The sequence below is a fragment of the Lysobacter sp. HA35 genome, from assembly GCF_054061195.1.
Window position 1 is genome coordinate 1,218,202 of the sequence record NZ_JBSSDY010000001.1, and the last position, 17,495, is coordinate 1,235,696.

18 protein-coding genes are annotated in these 17,495 nt (G+C 65.5%); 6 read left to right on the forward strand and 12 right to left on the reverse strand.

Annotated features, from left to right (window positions below; translation table 11 throughout):
* Positions 1 to 39: 39 nt before the first annotated feature.
* Complete coding sequence (locus ACVWZN_RS05960; protein ID WP_456953017.1) at positions 40 to 723, forward strand: hypothetical protein; 684 nt, start codon at positions 40 to 42, stop codon at positions 721 to 723.
* 129 nt (positions 724 to 852) lie between these two features.
* On the opposite strand, the gene ACVWZN_RS05965 is transcribed toward ACVWZN_RS05960, so the two are convergent.
* Positions 853 to 1,749, reverse strand: coding sequence for a LysR family transcriptional regulator (locus tag ACVWZN_RS05965; protein WP_456953018.1), 897 nt, complete (start codon positions 1,747 to 1,749; stop codon positions 853 to 855).
* Positions 1,750 to 2,089: 340 nt separating this feature from the next.
* On the opposite strand from ACVWZN_RS05965, the gene ACVWZN_RS05970 reads away from it, so the two are divergent.
* The 4 genes from ACVWZN_RS05970 to ACVWZN_RS05985 all read left to right on the forward strand — a co-directional run bounded on the left by ACVWZN_RS05970 (position 2,090) and on the right by ACVWZN_RS05985 (position 5,222).
* Positions 2,090 to 3,055, forward strand: coding sequence for an alpha/beta hydrolase (locus ACVWZN_RS05970; protein WP_456953019.1), 966 nt, complete (start codon positions 2,090 to 2,092; stop codon positions 3,053 to 3,055).
* A gap of 72 nt (positions 3,056 to 3,127) precedes the next feature.
* Positions 3,128 to 4,378, forward strand: coding sequence for an MFS transporter (locus ACVWZN_RS05975; protein ID WP_456953020.1), 1,251 nt, complete (start codon positions 3,128 to 3,130; stop codon positions 4,376 to 4,378).
* A gap of 32 nt (positions 4,379 to 4,410) precedes the next feature.
* Complete coding sequence (locus ACVWZN_RS05980) at positions 4,411 to 4,824, forward strand: (R)-mandelonitrile lyase (RefSeq protein WP_456953021.1); 414 nt, start codon at positions 4,411 to 4,413, stop codon at positions 4,822 to 4,824.
* A 56-nt stretch (positions 4,825 to 4,880) separates the two neighbouring features.
* The gene (locus ACVWZN_RS05985; RefSeq protein ID WP_456953022.1) at positions 4,881 to 5,222 is read left to right on the forward strand and encodes a carboxymuconolactone decarboxylase family protein; all 342 of its coding nucleotides are present in this window, start codon (positions 4,881 to 4,883) and stop codon (positions 5,220 to 5,222) included.
* Between the two features lie 97 nt (positions 5,223 to 5,319).
* Here the strand turns inward: ACVWZN_RS05985 and ACVWZN_RS05990 are convergent, their stop codons facing one another.
* The 5 genes from ACVWZN_RS05990 to ACVWZN_RS06010 form a co-directional block, all read right to left on the reverse strand.
* Positions 5,320 to 6,345, reverse strand: a complete 1,026-nt coding sequence (locus ACVWZN_RS05990) for an ion channel (RefSeq protein WP_456953023.1) — start codon at positions 6,343 to 6,345, stop codon at positions 5,320 to 5,322.
* 316 nt (positions 6,346 to 6,661) lie between these two features.
* On the reverse strand, positions 6,662 to 6,997 hold the full coding sequence (locus ACVWZN_RS05995; RefSeq protein ID WP_456953024.1) for a hypothetical protein: 336 nt from the start codon (positions 6,995 to 6,997) through the stop codon (positions 6,662 to 6,664).
* A gap of 121 nt (positions 6,998 to 7,118) precedes the next feature.
* Complete coding sequence (locus ACVWZN_RS06000) at positions 7,119 to 7,412, reverse strand: hypothetical protein (protein WP_027083555.1); 294 nt, start codon at positions 7,410 to 7,412, stop codon at positions 7,119 to 7,121.
* Between the two features lie 188 nt (positions 7,413 to 7,600).
* Positions 7,601 to 9,202, reverse strand: coding sequence for a M28 family metallopeptidase (locus tag ACVWZN_RS06005; protein WP_456953025.1), 1,602 nt, complete (start codon positions 9,200 to 9,202; stop codon positions 7,601 to 7,603).
* A gap of 167 nt (positions 9,203 to 9,369) precedes the next feature.
* On the reverse strand, positions 9,370 to 9,516 hold the full coding sequence (locus tag ACVWZN_RS06010; protein WP_155914371.1) for a hypothetical protein: 147 nt from the start codon (positions 9,514 to 9,516) through the stop codon (positions 9,370 to 9,372).
* A 111-nt stretch (positions 9,517 to 9,627) separates the two neighbouring features.
* Here ACVWZN_RS06010 and ACVWZN_RS06015 point away from each other — a divergent pair, with 111 nt between their 5' ends.
* Complete coding sequence (locus tag ACVWZN_RS06015) at positions 9,628 to 10,242, forward strand: HAD-IB family hydrolase (RefSeq protein ID WP_456953026.1); 615 nt, start codon at positions 9,628 to 9,630, stop codon at positions 10,240 to 10,242.
* A gap of 27 nt (positions 10,243 to 10,269) precedes the next feature.
* Here the strand turns inward: ACVWZN_RS06015 and xth are convergent, their stop codons facing one another.
* Genes xth through map form a run of 6 tightly spaced genes read right to left on the reverse strand, consistent with a single transcriptional unit; the run spans position 10,270 to position 17,341 of the window.
* Positions 10,270 to 11,478 (reverse strand): exodeoxyribonuclease III, encoded by a 1,209-nt coding sequence (gene xth, locus ACVWZN_RS06020; protein WP_456953027.1) that lies wholly within the window; start codon positions 11,476 to 11,478, stop codon positions 10,270 to 10,272.
* Positions 11,479 to 11,517: 39 nt separating this feature from the next.
* Complete coding sequence (dapE, locus tag ACVWZN_RS06025) at positions 11,518 to 12,648, reverse strand: succinyl-diaminopimelate desuccinylase (protein WP_456953028.1); 1,131 nt, start codon at positions 12,646 to 12,648, stop codon at positions 11,518 to 11,520.
* Positions 12,645 to 13,007 carry a Spx/MgsR family RNA polymerase-binding regulatory protein gene (locus tag ACVWZN_RS06030; RefSeq protein ID WP_456953029.1) on the reverse strand — a complete coding sequence of 121 codons (363 nt, stop codon included), beginning with the start codon at positions 13,005 to 13,007 and terminating at the stop codon, positions 12,645 to 12,647. The genes dapE and ACVWZN_RS06030 overlap by 4 nt, the downstream gene beginning before the upstream one ends.
* Position 13,008: 1 nt before the next feature.
* The gene (gene dapD, locus ACVWZN_RS06035; protein ID WP_456953030.1) at positions 13,009 to 13,911 is read right to left on the reverse strand and encodes a 2,3,4,5-tetrahydropyridine-2,6-dicarboxylate N-succinyltransferase; all 903 of its coding nucleotides are present in this window, start codon (positions 13,909 to 13,911) and stop codon (positions 13,009 to 13,011) included.
* Positions 13,908 to 16,568, reverse strand: coding sequence for a [protein-PII] uridylyltransferase (glnD, locus tag ACVWZN_RS06040; RefSeq protein ID WP_456953031.1), 2,661 nt, complete (start codon positions 16,566 to 16,568; stop codon positions 13,908 to 13,910). Before glnD ends, dapD begins: the two co-directional genes overlap by 4 nt.
* Complete coding sequence (gene map, locus ACVWZN_RS06045; RefSeq protein ID WP_027083549.1) at positions 16,565 to 17,341, reverse strand: type I methionyl aminopeptidase; 777 nt, start codon at positions 17,339 to 17,341, stop codon at positions 16,565 to 16,567. The genes glnD and map overlap by 4 nt, the downstream gene beginning before the upstream one ends.
* Between the last annotated feature and the right edge of the window lie 154 nt (positions 17,342 to 17,495).

Sequence of the window (17,495 nt, forward strand, 5' to 3'; positions counted from 1 at the left end):
GGCTGGTGCAGCCTTCGCCGGACGCCACGGAGACCCGCCATGACCATGCAACTCTCGCGTACTGAAGTTTGTCCCGCTGCACGCAACGTGCTCGCACTGGCCGTGACGCTATGGGCTGCCTCCGCGTGCCATCCGGCTGCACCGGCATCCACGTCGACAACCGAACCCGCGGCAAGCTCCGCATCGACTGCGACGGATGCGTCGCCCGCAAGCGACACGAGCGCGAGCACGTCTCCTTCAGCGACTAACGACACGACGCCCGCTGCAGACGCGACGCCGCCGGCACCGCCTGCGGCCACGTCGACGGCCACGTCCGACGCATCGAAGGCATCTCTCCCCGAACCGAGCACGCCGCCTGACGCGGCAAGTCCGCAAGCCGCGGCGACTGTGGTCGAAACCTACTTCGCACTCGTCGATGAAAAGCGCACGCAGGACGCCGATGCGCTATGGACCGATGCCGGCCACGCCGCCGAATTCCGCGCGAAGCTCGCGAGCCTCGGCATGCCGCATGTGGAAGTCGACGCCCCGGGTGGCATGCAAGGCGCGGCCGGCTCGAGTTACGTCACGGTTCCTGTGCGCTTCCAGCCGACGTCCGTACCTGCCAACTCCCGCCCGCGCAACGGCGAAGTCGTACTCCGCCGCGTGAACGACGTCCCCGGCTCGACCGAGGCGCAACGCCACTGGCACATCGACCACATCGATGTCGCGATGACGCCGAAGTAGCGTCGGCTAGACGGGCTCAGCACACGCACTTGATACGACGGGTTGTCGCTGTTCGCGGCGCCAACCCGGTCGACATAGGCTGCGCTCAGCGTCGAAGCGTTTCGGGAAAGTCACCGACGGCCACGCACGTCATCCAGTCGGCCGATACCGCAACGCATCCAGCACCAGCGAAAACGCGGGCGACGGGTGACGGCGGCTGGGGTAATACAGGTGGAAGCCGGGAAACGGCGGACACCAGTCTTCGAGCACGCGAACGAGCCGCCCTTCCTCGATATGCGGCGCGAACTCGTCTTCGGGCAGATATGCGATGCCAAGACCATCGAGCGCAGCCGCGACGATGTGCGGCGATGTGTTGAAGATGAGCTGGCCTTCGACGCGCACTTCGAGTTCTCGTCCGCGGCGTTCGAACTCCCATGCATACAGTCCACCGCTGCCCTGGCGCTGGTTGATGCAGCGATGGTGCGTGAGGTCGTCCGGCGTCTTCGGCGGCGGGCGCTTCGCGAAGTATTCGGGTGACGCCGCGGCCGCCATGCGCACCTTCGGTCCGATGGGCACGGCGATCATGTCCTTCTGCACCGCTTCGCCCAGGCGCACGCCGGCGTCGAAGCGGTCGGCGACGATGTCGCGCAGGCCGTAACTCACGTCGAACTCGATGTTGATGTCGGGATATTCGACGAGCAACGGCGCGAGCTTCGGCCAGATCGTCGCGCGCAAGACGTGGTCCGCGCAGGTGATGCGCACCGTCCCTGCAGGCTTGTCGCGCAGCGCGGTTAGCGCGTCCAGTTCGGCTTCGATCTCGTCGAAGCGATGCGCGATGGCATTGAGCAGCCGTTCGCCGGCCGCAGTCGGCGAAACGCTGCGCGTGGTGCGCGTCAGCAGGCGGATGTCGAGCCGATCCTCGAGTGCGCGCACGGTCTGACTCAGCGCCGACTGCGTTACGCCGAGCACCTTCGCGGCGCGCGTAAAGCTGCCTTCGCGCGCGACGGTGATGAAGGCCAACAGGTCGTCGAGGTTGCGTCGTGCCATGGCCCAGCCTCCCACATCAATTGATTAGCAGAGCTACTAGGGCATTTAAGCACCAAGTGGCTAATCAAAAGGATGGACGCGCGCCAGACTGGCTGCCAATCCCCCGCTGCGTTGGACGCAACGACCCGCAGTTCGGAAACAACCGCCGAGGACGACGCCCATGCCTTTGAATGCCTTCGGCGAGCACGCCGCCCACGCACCCGGACCGCACCGCGCGGACAACCGTCCAGGCCGCGAAGTTAGTTCGGCCGCACGCCGCATGGCACCAAGCCGCTTGCTGCGCCCACTGATGCTCGCAGCCGCACTGCTGCTCAGCTCGCCCATCGCTATCGGAGCCGACATGTCGCACGGAGCCAACAACTTCTATACGAGCGACCAGGTGGTCGTGCAGAAGATCACGTTCAAGAACCAGTACCGCATGACGGTATCGGCCAATCTGTTCACGCCGAAGAACCTGGACCGCAGCCGCAGGAGCGCGGCGATCATCGTCGGCCATCCGATGGGCGCGGTGAAGGAACAAAGCGCGAACCTCTACGCGACGAAGATGGCGGAACAGGGCTTCGTGACCCTGTCGCTTGACCTGTCGTTCTGGGGCGAGAGCGAAGGCGAACCGCGCAATGCCGTGTCGCCCGACGTCTACGCCGAAGATTTCAGCGCTGCCGTCGATTTCCTCGGAACGCAGGCGTTCGTGGATCGCGAGCGCATCGGCGTGATCGGTGTCTGCGGCAGCGGCAGCTTCGTCATAAGCGCTGCGAAGATCGACCCGCGCATGAAAGCGATCGCGACGGTCAGCATGTACGACATGGGCGCAGCCAATCGCAACGGCCTGCGACATTCGCAGACGCTCGAACAGCGCAAGCAGTCGATCGCTGCGGCGGCCGAGCAACGCTACGTCGAATTCAGTGGCGGCGAGGCGAAGTACACCAGCGGCAGCGTGCACGAGCTCGACGCGAACACCGATCCCGTCCAGCGCGAGTTCTACGACTTCTATCGCACGCCGCGCGGCGAATACACGCCGCCGGGCTCGTCACCGTTGCTGACGACGCACCCGACGCTGACCAGCAACGTGAAGTTCATGAACTTCTATCCGTTCAACGACATCGACACGATCTCGCCGCGTCCGATGCTTTTCATCACCGGCTCGGAAGCGCACTCGCGCGAGTTCAGCGAAGAAGCCTATCGGCTCGCGGGCGAGCCTAAGCAGCTCGTCGTCATTCCTGGCGCCGGGCACGTCGATCTCTACGACCGCACCGACCTGATCCCGTTCGATCAGCTGACGGCGTTCTTCCGCGCGAACCTCAAATAACCGTTGAGCGACGGTAGCTCGCTCTCGTTGAGGCGAGCCGCTGCGCAACAAAGTCATCCAAGCAGGACCGCCATGGCTGCAACTTCCATATCCACCGTAACCACGCACCCGGAGCGTGCGGCCTGGGGCGGCGTGTTCGCGCTGGCCCTTGGAGCGTTCGCGCTTGTCGCGTCCGAGTTCATGCCGGTCAGCCTGTTGACGCCCATCGCGCACGACCTGCACGTCAGCGAAGGACAGGCCGGTCAGGCGATTTCGGTGTCCGGCGCGTTCGCACTGGTCACAAGCCTGGTCATCGCCAAGGCCGCCGGAAGGCTCGATCGCAAACTGCTGCTGGCCGGCCTGACGCTGCTGATGATCGCGTCCGGGTCGATCGCCGCGTTCGCACCGAGCTACACGATCTTCATGATCGGACGCGCACTGATCGGCGTGGCGATCGGCGGCTTCTGGTCGATGTCGGCGGCCACCGCGATGCGTCTCGTACCCGACGCGCAGGTACCGCGCGCACTCGCCATCGTCAACGGCGGCAATGCATTGGCGACGGTCATCGCGGCGCCCGCCGGCAGCTACGTTGCGGCACTCGTCAGTTGGCGATGGGCGTTCTTCAGCGTGGTACCGGTCGCCGCCATCGCGCTGTGCTGGAAGCTGCTGACGCTTCCGCGCATGCAACCGGAACAACACGCCAGGCAGGCCAGTGTTTTCGGCCTGCTGAAGCGCCCGCCCGTCGTGCTGGGCATGGCCGCGGTCAGCCTGTTCTTCATGGGCCAGTTCGCACTGTTCACCTACCTGCGTCCGTTCCTTGAAGCCGTCACGCGTGTGCAGGCGTCGACACTCTCGCTGCTGCTGCTCGTCATCGGGGTCGCCGGCTTCGTCGGCACCACGTTGATTGGTAGGTTTCTCGACACGCGCATCTACCGCACGCTGACGGTGATTCCGTTGTCGATGGCGGCGATTGCGGTCGCGCTGCCTATCGTCGGCGGTTCGATGATCGCGACGGCGCTGCTGCTCGCGGTGTGGGGCCTTGTCGGCACCGCGGCGCCGGTCGGTTGGTGGACGTGGCTCACGCGCACGCTTCCGCGCGATGCAGAAGCCGGTGGCGGGCTGATGGTGGCAGTCGTGCAGTTTGCGATCGGGCTCGGCGCCGGCGTGGGCGGCGTTCTGTTCGACGCCATCGGTTATCGGGCGACGTTCGGCGCGAGCGCCACGATCCTGCTGATCGCCGCAGGGCTCGCGGTACTTGCGGGCCGTGCCGCGTCGACTGCCGCCGTCACGTCCACGATCGCCGCCGCAGGTAATTCATCGCGACGTCCCGTCGTGGTCGATTGATCGCACTCTCACTAAGCACCAAGGAGCCGCACATGAAGATTCATCGCATCGGCGCGCAGCCTTCGAAAGAAGGGCCGGCCGAAACGTTCACCGGGCGCGTGCGCCTCGACCAGATGGTGTCCCTGTCCGAACCCGCTCGCGTGTCCTGCGCATCGGTGACGTTCGAGCCGGGTGCACGCAGCGCATGGCATACGCATCCGCTCGGCCAGGTCCTGATCGTCACCGCCGGTTGCGGCTGGACGCAATGCGACGACGGCCCGATCGAAGTGATCCGCGCGGGCGACGTGATCGTATGCCCGCCAGGACATCGGCATTGGCATGGCGCGACGTCGACGACCGCGATGACGCACATCGCCGTGCAGGAGTCGCTGGATGGCAAGGCGGTCGAATGGATGGAGAAGGTCACCGACGAGGAATATCTCGCCGGCGAACGCATCGGCGTCTGAGCTTGTCCGCGCGCCCTCGCCGACCGGCGCAACGCATCACCACCGGAGGAACGTCCATGTCCGACACCAACAATCCGAAACCTACGCCGTACGCCGACATCGCACCGCCGCTCGATCACTACACGCGCAGCGTGCTGTTCGGTGATGTCTGGGAGCGCACCGAACTCAGCAAGCGCGACCGCAGCCTCATCACCGTCGCCGCTCTAGTCGCCGGTTACCGCATGAACGAACTGCCGTTCCATCTCAAGTTCGCGCAGCAGAACGGCGTGACGCGCGACGAACTCATCGAACTCATCACGCATCTCGCCTTCTACGCCGGATGGCCGACGGCGAATACGGCGGTGGACGTCGCCCGCAAGGTATTTGCGGAAGGCGATGCAGGTACGATGTCCGGCTAGTACGCACGTCGACGTTGATCAACGCTCTGATCGGGCGATGTACTCGACCACGACGGCTTGGACGGAAGCGAGCATCGTCGACGCGCCAAAACGTCGGTCAACGCCGCGAAGGCTGTTCCGCCACCAACGGTGCCCCACCGGCACCAAGGTGCCGACACAACGCTTCGATCCGCGATGTGCAGTCGGCACGCTCGCGTGCGAACGCCGCAGCATCGATGCCCGATCGCAGCCGATAGCCCGCCGCTGCAAGTCGCGTCATCAATGTTCGAACGTCGTCTGTCGACGCATCGGTGGCTTCCGGGTCAAGACGCACGAGTTCGACGAGCTGCGTGGACAAGCACTCGGCCTGCTGCCGCACCAGCGCACCCAGGCCGCAATGCTCCTGCTCTTCCAGCAGCCGCTCGAAGATGAGCCCGAGGTCCATCACCGCGCCGAGTGACGTCGGCCATGCGGTCGCGACGCTGGGGCTGCGGAAGTAGATCAACCAGGGATGCGAGGCATGGCTCTGCAGCACAGCGGCGCACCATTCGCGTGCGTTGCGGAGGATGACTGACAGCTCGCCTCGGCAGCCGAGTTCGGCATAGCGCTCCAGCAGCGTCAGCGCGCACGGCGGCTCGCCGGCGGACGTCGATATCTTCAACACGCCGCGGTCGCGCTCGTGCACCGTCGCCTGCACCTCGAGCACGTAGGTGACGGCCATCGTCATGCTGGCCAGGCCGGTCAGACCGCAGGCGACTGCTACAGCCGCGGCGAGACCGTGCGGATGCGACGGGCCGGTTCCGATCGTCGTCAACGCGCTGCCCGCCATGAACAACGCCGCGTCGAATCCCTCCAGCGGCGGCGTGAACTGCGAACGCGCGCCGTGCGCCATCAGCGCGAATCCGACGATCAGCAGCAGGATCCACACGGCGAACGATGCAATCAGGATCGCCGGCGCGAAGCTGACACCGATCTGCCGACGTGCTCCCCGTGTCCACAGCGGCAGCGTGATCGACACGAGCCGTCGCGATACGCGTAAGGAGTTATGCGCACCGCCGGGTACGACGACAGTTTCGACAAGATCGCGGAACGTCGCGATGACGAGCGCCAGGCCGAGGAGGAACTCGAGGATCTGCATGAGCATGGATGGACGCAGCGCGAGTCCGCAGCGGCAGTGCCCGACGCGCGAGCGGCGTGCCGATCCTTCCGAAGAACGCGTACCCGATGTGTCAACGGCGCTAGCGTGTCGAGGCACCAGGCAAAGGGTATTGGTTCCGACAGACTGGTCAGGCCGGCCGTACGTAACACGACCAGTAAGGAGCGTCGCCGCCTCTGGGGCGGCGACTCTATTGACCCACACTTCCCTTCGCTGGCATCCCTGTGCAGCCGTGCGACTTCATACGAATGGCTGAGCCAAGCGAAATGACGGAGCGGTGTCGGCTTGGATGGATTGCTCGCCCTCATGGGCGACTTGGCGCTGCCTTCGTTGTACTCGTCTTGGACAGTGCGATGAGTTCATCGGCTGTCATGCCATTTACGCGATCCTTGATTAATGCAATCGAGGGGCTGCGCAATTCCGGTCGTGACAACATTTCTCGTGCACTGCCGACGCCATCCATGACGATCAACAGCACGGCGACCTGCAACTCGCGCGCCCTTTCAGGGCTTGCGGCGTCGACCATGTGGTTGAAACTCGCCTTGGCTCTTTCGTCCGTGCTTCCATCGATCCGAATCGGATCGGCGGCAAACGCGCTGAACACCGCAAGACACATCATCCCCGTTGCCAGCGACTTCATGCTTCTTTTAAGCATCGACGACTCCATAGGCAGCGTTTAGATCCAACCAATGCTTGCACCCATCAATTGTCGCAGACGACACGCAATCAATCGCGGCATGCGCAGCACCGCAGTGCGTGAATCAGCTGACGCTGCCCGACGGGTACAACATCACCGACACGCCATCGCGCTGCGCCTCATCGAAGGCAGCCCGCATCGGACCACTGTATCGAGACAGGTCGGGCGACGACGGCAGCTGCACGACGTCGAGGAACGTGCACGACTGGAACCCCAGCGCGTTGAGAGCGAGCAGAGCGGCATCTCGCGCGCGCGATGCGTCATCGTTTGCGACCAGGCATGCGCCGTTGACGACCGAACCGTTCGGCACCGCAGTGCAGGTGGGGCCCGCAATCATCGAGAGCTTGAAGACATGCATCGTTGGGGTCCGTATCGGAGCGGAGGATTGGCAGGCGATTGTCGATCACAGCGGCGTTGTTCGGCTACAGGGCGTGCCCGTACGCTCCGTTCGAGCGGCCGTACGCTGCACCGCCGAGCTCCGCCGATCAGCGCCAAAACAAAAAGCGGGGCCCGAAGGCCCCGTCTCATACGCAACGTTCGAACCGATCAGTGACGATCGTTCGCCGTCGCATCACGTGCCGCGCGGAACTCCGAATCCTGGCTCCAGTTCGGCCAGCGCTCGGAATTGGCGAGATCGTGACCCAGCGTGTAGAGCATCTGCAGGTCGTGCGCCATGCCAGCGAACGTCCAGCTGGCTTCCCACTGGTCGGCCGGCTGGTGATAACGCTCGGCCGTGTACTTCGCCTGGTCGGCTTCAGCCGCTGCGACGCCGCCCTGCACCCAGTCGTTACCCGAGCCGTACGAGATCGCCGGCACGCCGCGCTTGGCGAACGGGAAGTGATCGGAGCGGAAGAAGTGGCCGGCTTCCGGATGCGGGTCGGCGCTGTAGCTCAGGCCCCACGTCTTCGCCGTTGCGGTGAGTTCATCGAGCAGGTCGACCTTCGCGCTGCCGGATGTCGTGAAGTTCTTCGACAGGCCGTTCGGATCCAGCGCGTCCATGTTGATGACGCCGACCGTCTTCGACAGCGGATACAGCGGCTTCGACGCGTAGTACTCCGAGCCGAGCAGGCCCTTCTCTTCCGCGGTCACGGCGAGGAACACGACCGAACGATCGGTACGCGGCGCCTTCGCGAACGCGCGGCCGAGTTCGAGCAGCGATGCGATGCCGGTCGCGTTGTCGACCGCGCCGTTATAGATGCGATCGCCCTTCGCGTCGGGCTGGCCGATGCCGAGGTGATCCCAGTGCGCGCTGTAGATGACGGTCTCGTCCGGGCGCTTCTTGCCCGGCAGGCGGCCGACGACGTTCTGCGACGTGATCACTTGGCTGTCGACGGCGTACTTCGCGGTGAACGACGAACCGTTGAGAGCCACCGGCTTGAAGTCGCGCGACTGCGCCTGCTTTTTGAGCGCATCGAAATCCAGGCCCGAACGCTTGAACAGATCGACCGCGGTGTCGCGCTGGATCCACGCCTCGAGCGACGGATGCGATGCCTTCGGATCGTCACGCACCACGTCGAACATCGTGTTGGTGTTCGAGTTCTTGACGGTGTTCCAGCCGTATGACGCCGGATCCGTCTCGTGCACGATCAGCAGGCCGGCGAGGCCCTGGCGCGCGGCTTCTTCGTACTTGTAGGTCCAACGACCGTAGTAGGTCATCGCCTTGCCGCCGAAGTCGCCCTGCCCCGTTTCGAAGTCCGGGTCGTTGATGAGCACGACGCCGACCTTGCCGTGCAGGTCCATGCCCTTGAAGTCGTCCCAGTTGCGCTCCGGCGCTTTCACGCCGTAGCCGAGGAACACGAGCTGTGCGTTGTCGATCGACACCGACTTCGAACCATCGAGCGCGGCACGCACGGCGATCTGCTCGCCCTGCGTCAGTGCCTGCGACTTGCCGCCCGTATTGAGAGACAGCTGGGGCGTGCCGGTGATGTTCGCGCGCAGCAGCGGAACGGGCTGCGTCCACGTGTGCTTGCCGGCCTTCATCTCGCCGCCGGGCTGAAGGCCCATGGCCTTCATCTGCGACACGATGTAGTCGACCGTCTTGGTTTCACCGGCCGTCGCGGGGCCGCGGCCTTCGAATGCGTCGGAGGACAACGTACGAACGATCGACGACAGGCGCGTCGCGCTGATGTCGGGGCCCTTCGCGGCCATCGCGGGCTGCAAAGCGAGCCCGATGGAAACAGTAAGGAGTGATGCGGCGAGCAATCTGGACAAGGGAACCTCGTTGATGCGATTGGCAACCGGCCGATGGTAGCAAGCGGCCGCGGCGCAACATTGCGCAACGGCCGCTGGAAACGTGAGCCCCAACGCGTTTCGCGTCAGTGCAACGGACGCGGCGGCGGCGGTGGAAGTGCTTCGCCTGATTCGAGCGGAAGCCCGCTGCGCAGGCGGTCGGCATCGGAGGCGATGGGCGCTGCACGACGCGGTGCAGGCGGGCGATTGGGTGTGGCCGAGACGGGCGACATGGTGGGGTCCTTCCTGTGGGGCGCGCAGTCTGCGCCGCGGGGGTCTCAGACACGGCGACGCCACCGTCGCTATCCTGAACGCGCCGCGCCAAGCGGCGGTATGGACTGCAAATGGACCTGGCTCTCTTCGTTTTCGACGGCACGATCACCACGCGGGAGACGTATCCACCGTTCATGCACGCCGTTGTTCCGCGCTGGCGCCTCGCGTTGGGCTACCCGCCGCTCGCACCGATCATCCTCGCGTATCGACGCGGGCTGGTCTCGGGCAACGTCGCTCGCGCGGCCATCGCGCGCATCGGGTTCGCGGGAATGAGCGCCGCTGCCTACGACGCCGCCGGCGTGGCGTTTGCTCGAGACGCGGTGCCTGCATTGCTGCGGCCCGAAGCAATGGCACGCATTGACCACCACCGTCGTCGTGGCGACACCGTCGTTGTGGTCTCTGGAAATTTCGACGCGCTGCTGAAACCTTGGGCTGCGACGCACGACCTCCCAGTGCTGTGCTCGACGATGGAGCGTCGCAACGGCCGTCTGACCGGCCGTTATGACGGCGAACAATGCGTGCGACAGGAGAAGGTGCGCCGCGTTCGCGAAGCGTTCGATCTTTCGAAGTTCGACAGCATCCATGCGTACGGCGACACGATCGAAGACGACGCGATGCTTGCGATGGCGCATCACGCCTACTTCCGGGAGATGCCGACAGCGACGTTTGCGCCGGAGGCCGCGTAACGCTGCTTGGGCGGCTGAGTCGACGGGCTAGCGACGCGCCGCGGGCTTCGCGCGCTTGGTCACTCGCTTGGTCGCGCCTTTCGACGCCTTCTTCGACGCGGCCTTCGCGGTCTTCTTCGTGGCCGCCTTCTTGGCGGCGACCGTCTTAGTGGCTATCTTCTTCGCGGCGACCTTCGAAGCAGTAGTCGCGCGACTCGGTGTCTTCGTTGCCGCGGCTTTCGGCCGTTCGACGCTGCCGGCACCTTTGCGCGCCAGTGGTTTGCCAGCAGCCTTCCGCGCCACGCTCTTGGTCGCAGTCTTCGCAACCTTTCCAGCAGCTGCGGACCGGCCTGCCTGCTTTGCTGCTGACTTCGTCACACGCTTGCCTTTGCTCGCGGAAGCTGTGCTTTCGTCGCCCGCTTCGCTGCGCGAAGGCGCGGATTTGGTCGACCCGGCCTTCTTCGACCCACCCGCCGTATCCAACACCACCCACGTCGGCGCATGATCGCTCGCGCCCGGTCGCCCGCGCACCCAGCGGTCGACGTTTGCGTCCTGCAGCATCGGCGCGAGGTCGGGGCTCAGCAGCAGATGGTCGATGCGCAGGCCGGCATCGCGTTCCCAGTGCTTCCGGAAGTAATCCCAGAACGTGTAGATCTTTTCGTCGCCATGCACGGCGCGGATCGAATCGGTCCAACCCTGTTCCAGGAGTTCGAACCACCTTACGCGGCTTTCCGGCTGCAGCAGTGCATCGGTCCTCCAGGACTTCGCGTTGTAGATGTCGAGCTCGTCCGTCGGCACCACGTTGAAGTCGCCGCAGACGACGGTTGGCGTGCCACTACGCAGTAACGCCGCGGTCCGACGCTGCAACTCCGCGAACCACTTGAGCTTGTATTCGAACTTCGGGCCCGGCCACGGATTGCCGTTCGGCAGGTAAAGGCAGGCGACGCGCAGGCCGTGCACGTCGGCTTCGAGATAGCGGCTCTGCGTGCTGTCCGGATCGTCGGGCAAGCCGCGCTGCCGCTCCACCGGCTGCGCGCCGCGCGCAAGGATCGCGACGCCGTTCCACGACTTCTGCCCGTGCCAGATCGCGCCGTATCCGAGATCTTCAATATCAAGCTGCGGGAACGCTTCGTCAGGCGCCTTCAATTCCTGCAGGCAGGCGATGTCGGGCTGCTCGCGCTTGAGCCATTCGAGCAGCGCGGCGTGACGCGCACGCACGCCATTGATGTTGAACGTCGCGATCTTCAATCGGGCCATGGACCGATGCTAGGCACCGCCCGTGCACGACCGGTGAGGTCAGCCCAGCAGGCGCTGCATCAGCTGGAAATACAGCTCCGGCAGTCGCTCCAGATCAGCAACCGACACGTGTTCGTCGACCTTGTGGATGCTCGCGTTCACCGGCCCGATCTCGACGCAGTGCGCGCCAAGCGGCGCGATGAAGCGTGCATCCGACGTACCGCCGCCCGTGCTCTCTTCGGGCGCTGTACCAGCCAACTCGCCGAGCACCTCACGACAAACGCGACGCAGCTCGCCATCCGGCGTGTAGAACGGCTCGCCGCTGCGATGCCAGTCGATCGTGTAGTCGCTGCAATGGCGCGCGACGATCGCGTCGCACTTGGCTTCCAGCCGTGCCGCGTCCCAGTGCGGGTTGTAGCGCAGGTTGAACAGCGCCTGCAGCTCGCCGGGAATCACGTTGTTCGCGCCGGTGCCGGCGAGGATGTTGCTGATCTGCAGGCTGGTCGGCGGGAATGTCTCGTAGCCATCGTCCCATTTGCGTGCGGTGAGTTCCGCGAGTGCGGGCATCGCCTCGTGCACCGGGTTACGCGCCTTCTCGGGGTACGCGACATGGCCTTGGATGCCGCGCACGGTCAGCGTCGCCGAAAGGCTTCCACGACGGCCTACGCGTAGCAGATCACCGAGCGCCGCTTTCGACGACGGCTCGCCCGTGATGCACCAGTCGATGCGCTCGCCGCGCTCACGGAACGTGTCGGCGACCTTGCGCACGCCATCGAGCGCGACGCCCTCCTCGTCCGACGTCAGCAGCAATGCGACACGGCCGCGATGCCCCGCCTGCTCGCGCGCGAAACGCTCGAGCGCGACAACGAATGCCGCGACACTGCCTTTCATGTCGGCCGCGCCACGCCCATAGAGATTGCCGTCGCGGATGTCCGGCTTGAACGGATCGCTAGTCCAATCGTCCACCGGGCCGCTCGGCACGACATCTGTGTGACCCAACAGCACAAGCGTCGGTCCTTCGCCGCCGACGTGCACCGCCCACAGGTTGTCGACCTCGCCGAAGCGCATCGACTCGCAGCGAAAACCTGCGACTTCCAGACGCGCCGCGATCAACGCCTGACAACCCGCATCGTCCGGCGTCAGTGACCGTTGTTCGATCAGTGCACGCGTAAGGTCGAGCACGTCGCTCACGATCCAACTCCAAAACGCTTCTTGAACCCGTTGTCCGTAAAACCCTGCGACACAGCGCCGTCATCCGTCATCACCACCGGCCGACGAATCAGCTGAGGATGCTCGCGCAGCAGCAGCTTCCATTCGGCGTCCGAACCCGGCGTTTTGCGCGACGGCGGCAGGTTGCGCCACGTCGTCGACGACCTGTTGACCATCGCGTCCCAGCCGCCCAGCTTGTCCTTCCACTCCACGAGCGTCTCGGGCGACTGCCGCGCGTCACGGTAGTCGACGAACTCGTGCGCGACGTCGAAACGCTTGAGCCAGTTGCGCGCCTTCCTGCAGGTGTCGCAGTTGGCGAGGCCGTAGAGCGTGGTCGCCATGTCAGTCGGCCAGCCCGCGCAGCAGGTCGTTGATGGACGTCTTGCCGCGAGTCTTCTCGTCGACCTGCTTGACGATCACCGCGCAGTAAAGGGAATGCGAGCCATCGGCGGAAGGCAACTGCCCCGAGACGACGACGCTCCCCGGTGGAACGTAGCCGTAGCTCACCTCGCCCGTCGCGCGGTTGTAGATGCGCGTGCTCTGTCCGAGGAAGACGCCCATGCCGATCACCGAGTGGTGGCCGACGATCACGCCCTCGACGACTTCCGACCGCGCGCCAATGAAACAGTGATCTTCGATGATCGTCGGCGTCGCCTGCAGCGGCTCCAGGACGCCACCGATGCCGGCACCACCCGAAAGATGGCAATGCTTGCCGATCTGCGCACACGAACCGACCGTCGCCCACGTGTCGACCATCGTGCCTTCACCGACGTATGCGCCGATGTTGACGAAGCTCGGCATCAGCACGACGTCCTTGCCGATATGGCAGCCGCGACGCGCGATCGCACCGGGCACCACACGTACGCCGAGCTTGCGGAACTGGTTCTCGCCGAAGTCCTTGAAGCGCGCCGGCACCTTGTCCCAGAACGGCGCGGGCTGCGACTCGATCACTTCCATGTCCTGCGTGCGGAAGTAGAGCAGCACGGCCTTCTTCAGCCATTCGTTGACCGTCCAGCCGCCCTTGCCGTCCGGTTCCGCCACACGGAATTCGCCGGACTCGATGCGATCCATGACCATGTTGACCGTGGGGCGCGTCGAGCCATCGATCTCGTCGACGGTCAGCATCGTGCGACGCTCCCACGCGCTGTCGATCATGAACTTCAGCTCGTCGCGACCCGGGCCCTTCGGCGCGGCCTTGCGGCGCGTGGTCTTGCGGGCGGCGGTCTTCTTGGCCGTCGGGCTCATGGGCAATCTCCGTCGAGGCAGGCGAGCAACGCTTCGCGCAACGCCTGCTGGTGGGCTTCATCAAGGGGTGCGTCGGTGCCATCGGGCGCCGCACGCGTGATCTGGAAAACGTCTTCGGCGCGCTCGCCGAATGTGGCGACGCGCGCATCGTGCACGCGCATGCCCTGCTCGCGCAGCACCAGCGCGACATCAGCGAGCAGGCCTGGGCGGTCGGTGCACACCAGGCTCATCACCGTGCGCGCGTCGAGCCGGTCGAAACCGACCTGCGGCGCGATGCGGAAGTGTTTGAGGTGTCGCGGCTGCGTGCGACGTGCCGGGCGCAGCTCATCAAGCGGGCCGGCAAGCACGTGTTCGAGCCGACGAGCCACGTCTTCAGGCGTCGGCTGCGTGCGCGCGTCGGACGGCAGCACCTCGAAGCTGTCGAAGACGCGCGCTTCGGGGCCGTCGAGCACGCGTGCCTGTGCGATCGCGAGCCCGAGGCGGTCGAACGTGATGACGATCGCAGCGAACAGGCCGTCCCGATCCGGTGAATGCACAAAGACTTCAAGCGCGCCGGCATCGCCGAGTGACCGCACCGCAACGGCGGTTTCGCGTGTGCCGAGCGCGAGCAACGTCCGGGCCTGCCACGCGACCTGATCGGGTCGTGCGCGCTGGAATCCGACTTCGGGCATACGCGCGAACGTCGCGTCGATCGCCGCGTCATCAATGCTGTCAGCGCGAAGCAGATCAGCGGCGGCGGCACGCGTTTCGCGTGCGCGCTGGTCGGCAGCGAGCGGATTTTCCAGCCCGCGACGCAGCGCCAGGCGCGTGGACGTGTAGAGGTCCGCAAGCAGCCGATCCTTCCATGCATTCCACAACTTCGGCGATGTACCGGCGATGTCGGCGCAGGTCAGCAGATAGAGAAGATCGAGCCGTTCGCGATCGCCGATCTTCTGCGCGAAGCGATGGATGACATCCGGGTCCGCGATGTCCTGCTTCTGCGCGGTCACCGACATCAGCAGGTGTTGCGCGACCAGCCATTCGATCGTCGCGATATCGCCTTTCGGCAACGCCATCGCGTGACCGAACGCGCGTGCGTCGACAGCACCGAGCTCGGAGTGATCGCCGCCGCGACCTTTCGCAATGTCGTGAAACAGCGCCGCGAGCAACAGCAGTTCCGGCTTGCGCAGGCGCGGATGTACCTCGTGCGCGAGCGTGAAGCGCTCGTCGTCGCCACGCACGAAGGCGGCGATGTTCGCGAGCACAGCGAGTGTGTGCTGGTCGACGGTGTAGACGTGGAACAGGTCGAACTGCATGCGACCCGAGACGTTCGCGAACGCTAGGATCCAGCGGCCGAGCACGCCAAGCCGTGCCATGCGCGTGAGCGTTCGCACCGGCTGCGCGCCGCGAAGAAGCGCCATGAATGCCGCACGCGATGTGGTTGGCGAGCGGTCGAACGCGGGAATGTCGTCGAGGAACTCGGCGAGTGCCCGCGCCGTGTGCGAGTGAAGACCTCGAATTCCGTCGTCACCTTCGGGTCGCGACGCCCACGCGGCAAACAATGCGAACACGTCGTCGACGTTCGATGGCCATGACGATGCGGCCGCGGCCAGATAGCCGCGCCGCAATTCGAATGCGGCGTCGATCGGTTCGACCGCACCCTCACCTTCCAGCTGCTCCTCGAAGCGCTGCAGCAGGCGTTCGCCAATGCGCTGCACCAGGCCGGCGCTGCGATAGAACATCTGCATCATCTGCTCGACCGCCAGCGCGCCGGGCGCGTCAACGAAGCCCAGCCGTGCTGCGAGCGTCTTCTGATGATCGAAGCGCAGGCGTTCCTCGCGACGCCCGGCGACCAGGTGAAGCCCGAACCGCAGCCGCGCGAGCACGTCGTGCTGGCGCTCGAGCGTGGCGTGCTCGTCGGCGCCGAGCTGACCGAGCGTGGTCAGCGATGAGAAGTCGCCGGTGTGCAGCAGGCGTAGCGACATCCAGCGCAGTGTCTGCAGGTCGCGTAGACCGCCCGGCCCTTCTTTGAGATTGGGTTCGAGGTTGTCGGCGGTGTCGCCGAAACGCGCGTGTCGATCGCGCAACTCACGGCGCTTCGCGTCGAAGAATTCGGCCGGTGGCCACGTGCGCGAGGGATCGGCCGCGTCCTGCAATCGGGCAACGACGGCATCGCTCGCCGCCAGCACGCGCGCCTCCAGCATCGAGGTGAGAACGGTGATGTCGTCGGCCGCAGCGCTGGTGCATTGCGTCGACGAACGCACTGCATGACCCACCGGCAAACCGGCATCCCACAACAACGTGACGAAGCGTGCGATCGACGCGGCGTATGCCGGCTGCGTTGTTTCGCCCAGCATCACCAGCAGGTCGACGTCCGACTGCGGATACAGCTCGCCGCGTCCGTAACCGCCGACCGCCAGCAGCGCCGGACTCGCGTCACCGTCCCCCGCTGCAACACCGACGGCGCGATGCCATGCGGACACGACGATTGCATCGACACCGGCGGCGCGCTTCGCGATCAGAGGCCTGACGTCGACATTCGCACCGCCTGCATCGAAGGACGCCGCAAGCGATGCCGCAAGTTCGGCAAGACGCATGCGCGCCGCCGCGATCCACGCGGCGTCGGACGCCTCATCGGTGACGGGCCACGCGGCGTCGAGGGCCGCGGCGTCGCTCATAGGTCGTTGTCGTCGCCCGGCACGCGCGTGAGGATCTCGACGCCGTCGTCGGTCACCAGGACGGTGTGCTCCCACTGCGCGGACAACTTGCGGTCCTTGGTCACCACGGTCCAGCCGTCGGGCAGCACCTTCGTGTGGCGCGTGCCTTCGTTGATCATCGGCTCGATGGTGAAGGTCATGCCCGGCTTCAGCACGAGGCCCTGCCCCGGCTGGCCGTAATGCAGCACCTGCGGATCTTCGTGATAGATGCGACCGATGCCGTGGCCGCAGTACTCGCGCACCACGCTGAAACGTTCGGCTTCGGCGTAGGTCTGGATCGCGTTGCCGATGTCGCCGAGCGTCGCGCCCGGCTTCACCACGCGGATGCCGCGGAACATGGCCTCGCGCGTGACGTCGACCAGCCGCTTCGCCATCACCGACGGCGTGCCGGCGTAGTACATGCGGCTCGTGTCGCCGTGGAATCCGTCCTTGATGACGGTGACATCGATATTGACGATGTCCCCGTCCTTCAGGACCTTGCCGACGCTCGGAATGCCGTGGCAGATCACGTTGTTGACCGACGTGCAGACGGTCTTCGGGAAACCCTTGTAGCCGACGTTCGCCGGAATTGCGCCTTGCACCTTCACGATGTGGTCGTGGCAGATGCGGTCGAGCTCCTCGGTGGTGACCCCGGGTTTCACATGCGGCGCGACGACCTGCAGCACTTCCGCGGCGAGGCGTCCGGCGACGCGCATCTTCTCGATGTCTTCGGGGGTTTTGATGGTGATCGGCATCCCGCCATTATGCCGCGCCACGCGGAGGCCTCGCCCAGGGCGCACGGGAATAAGGCGGTGCACGCCTGCTTTCTCGGTCGGGGCCAATCGGCTGGCGGTTTCTGACGCGGGGTCTCGGGATCCCTTCGGTTGCTCCAAGTCCGCGTCCCCGTTA

What these genes read in the sequence shown, in the direction of transcription:
- ACVWZN_RS05960 (WP_456953017.1), top strand. Translation starts at nt 40, where the DNA reads ATGACCATGCAACTCTCGCGTACTGAAGTTTGTCCCGCTGCACGCAAC.
- ACVWZN_RS05965 (WP_456953018.1), bottom strand. Translation starts at nt 1,749, where the DNA reads ATGGCACGACGCAACCTCGACGACCTGTTGGCCTTCATCACCGTCGCG.
- ACVWZN_RS05970 (WP_456953019.1), top strand. Translation starts at nt 2,090, where the DNA reads ATGTCGCACGGAGCCAACAACTTCTATACGAGCGACCAGGTGGTCGTG.
- ACVWZN_RS05975 (WP_456953020.1), top strand. Translation starts at nt 3,128, where the DNA reads ATGGCTGCAACTTCCATATCCACCGTAACCACGCACCCGGAGCGTGCG.
- ACVWZN_RS05980 (WP_456953021.1), top strand. Translation starts at nt 4,411, where the DNA reads ATGAAGATTCATCGCATCGGCGCGCAGCCTTCGAAAGAAGGGCCGGCC.
- ACVWZN_RS05985 (WP_456953022.1), top strand. Translation starts at nt 4,881, where the DNA reads ATGTCCGACACCAACAATCCGAAACCTACGCCGTACGCCGACATCGCA.
- ACVWZN_RS05990 (WP_456953023.1), bottom strand. Translation starts at nt 6,345, where the DNA reads ATGCTCATGCAGATCCTCGAGTTCCTCCTCGGCCTGGCGCTCGTCATC.
- ACVWZN_RS05995 (WP_456953024.1), bottom strand. Translation starts at nt 6,997, where the DNA reads ATGAAGTCGCTGGCAACGGGGATGATGTGTCTTGCGGTGTTCAGCGCG.
- ACVWZN_RS06000 (WP_027083555.1), bottom strand. Translation starts at nt 7,412, where the DNA reads ATGCATGTCTTCAAGCTCTCGATGATTGCGGGCCCCACCTGCACTGCG.
- ACVWZN_RS06005 (WP_456953025.1), bottom strand. Translation starts at nt 9,202, where the DNA reads ATGGCCGCGAAGGGCCCCGACATCAGCGCGACGCGCCTGTCGTCGATC.
- ACVWZN_RS06010 (WP_155914371.1), bottom strand. Translation starts at nt 9,516, where the DNA reads ATGTCGCCCGTCTCGGCCACACCCAATCGCCCGCCTGCACCGCGTCGT.
- ACVWZN_RS06015 (WP_456953026.1), top strand. Translation starts at nt 9,628, where the DNA reads ATGGACCTGGCTCTCTTCGTTTTCGACGGCACGATCACCACGCGGGAG.
- xth (WP_456953027.1), bottom strand. Translation starts at nt 11,478, where the DNA reads ATGGCCCGATTGAAGATCGCGACGTTCAACATCAATGGCGTGCGTGCG.
- ACVWZN_RS06030 (WP_456953029.1), bottom strand. Translation starts at nt 13,007, where the DNA reads ATGGCGACCACGCTCTACGGCCTCGCCAACTGCGACACCTGCAGGAAG.
- dapD (WP_456953030.1), bottom strand. Translation starts at nt 13,911, where the DNA reads ATGAGCCCGACGGCCAAGAAGACCGCCGCCCGCAAGACCACGCGCCGC.
- glnD (WP_456953031.1), bottom strand. Translation starts at nt 16,568, where the DNA reads ATGAGCGACGCCGCGGCCCTCGACGCCGCGTGGCCCGTCACCGATGAG.
- map (WP_027083549.1), bottom strand. Translation starts at nt 17,341, where the DNA reads ATGCCGATCACCATCAAAACCCCCGAAGACATCGAGAAGATGCGCGTC.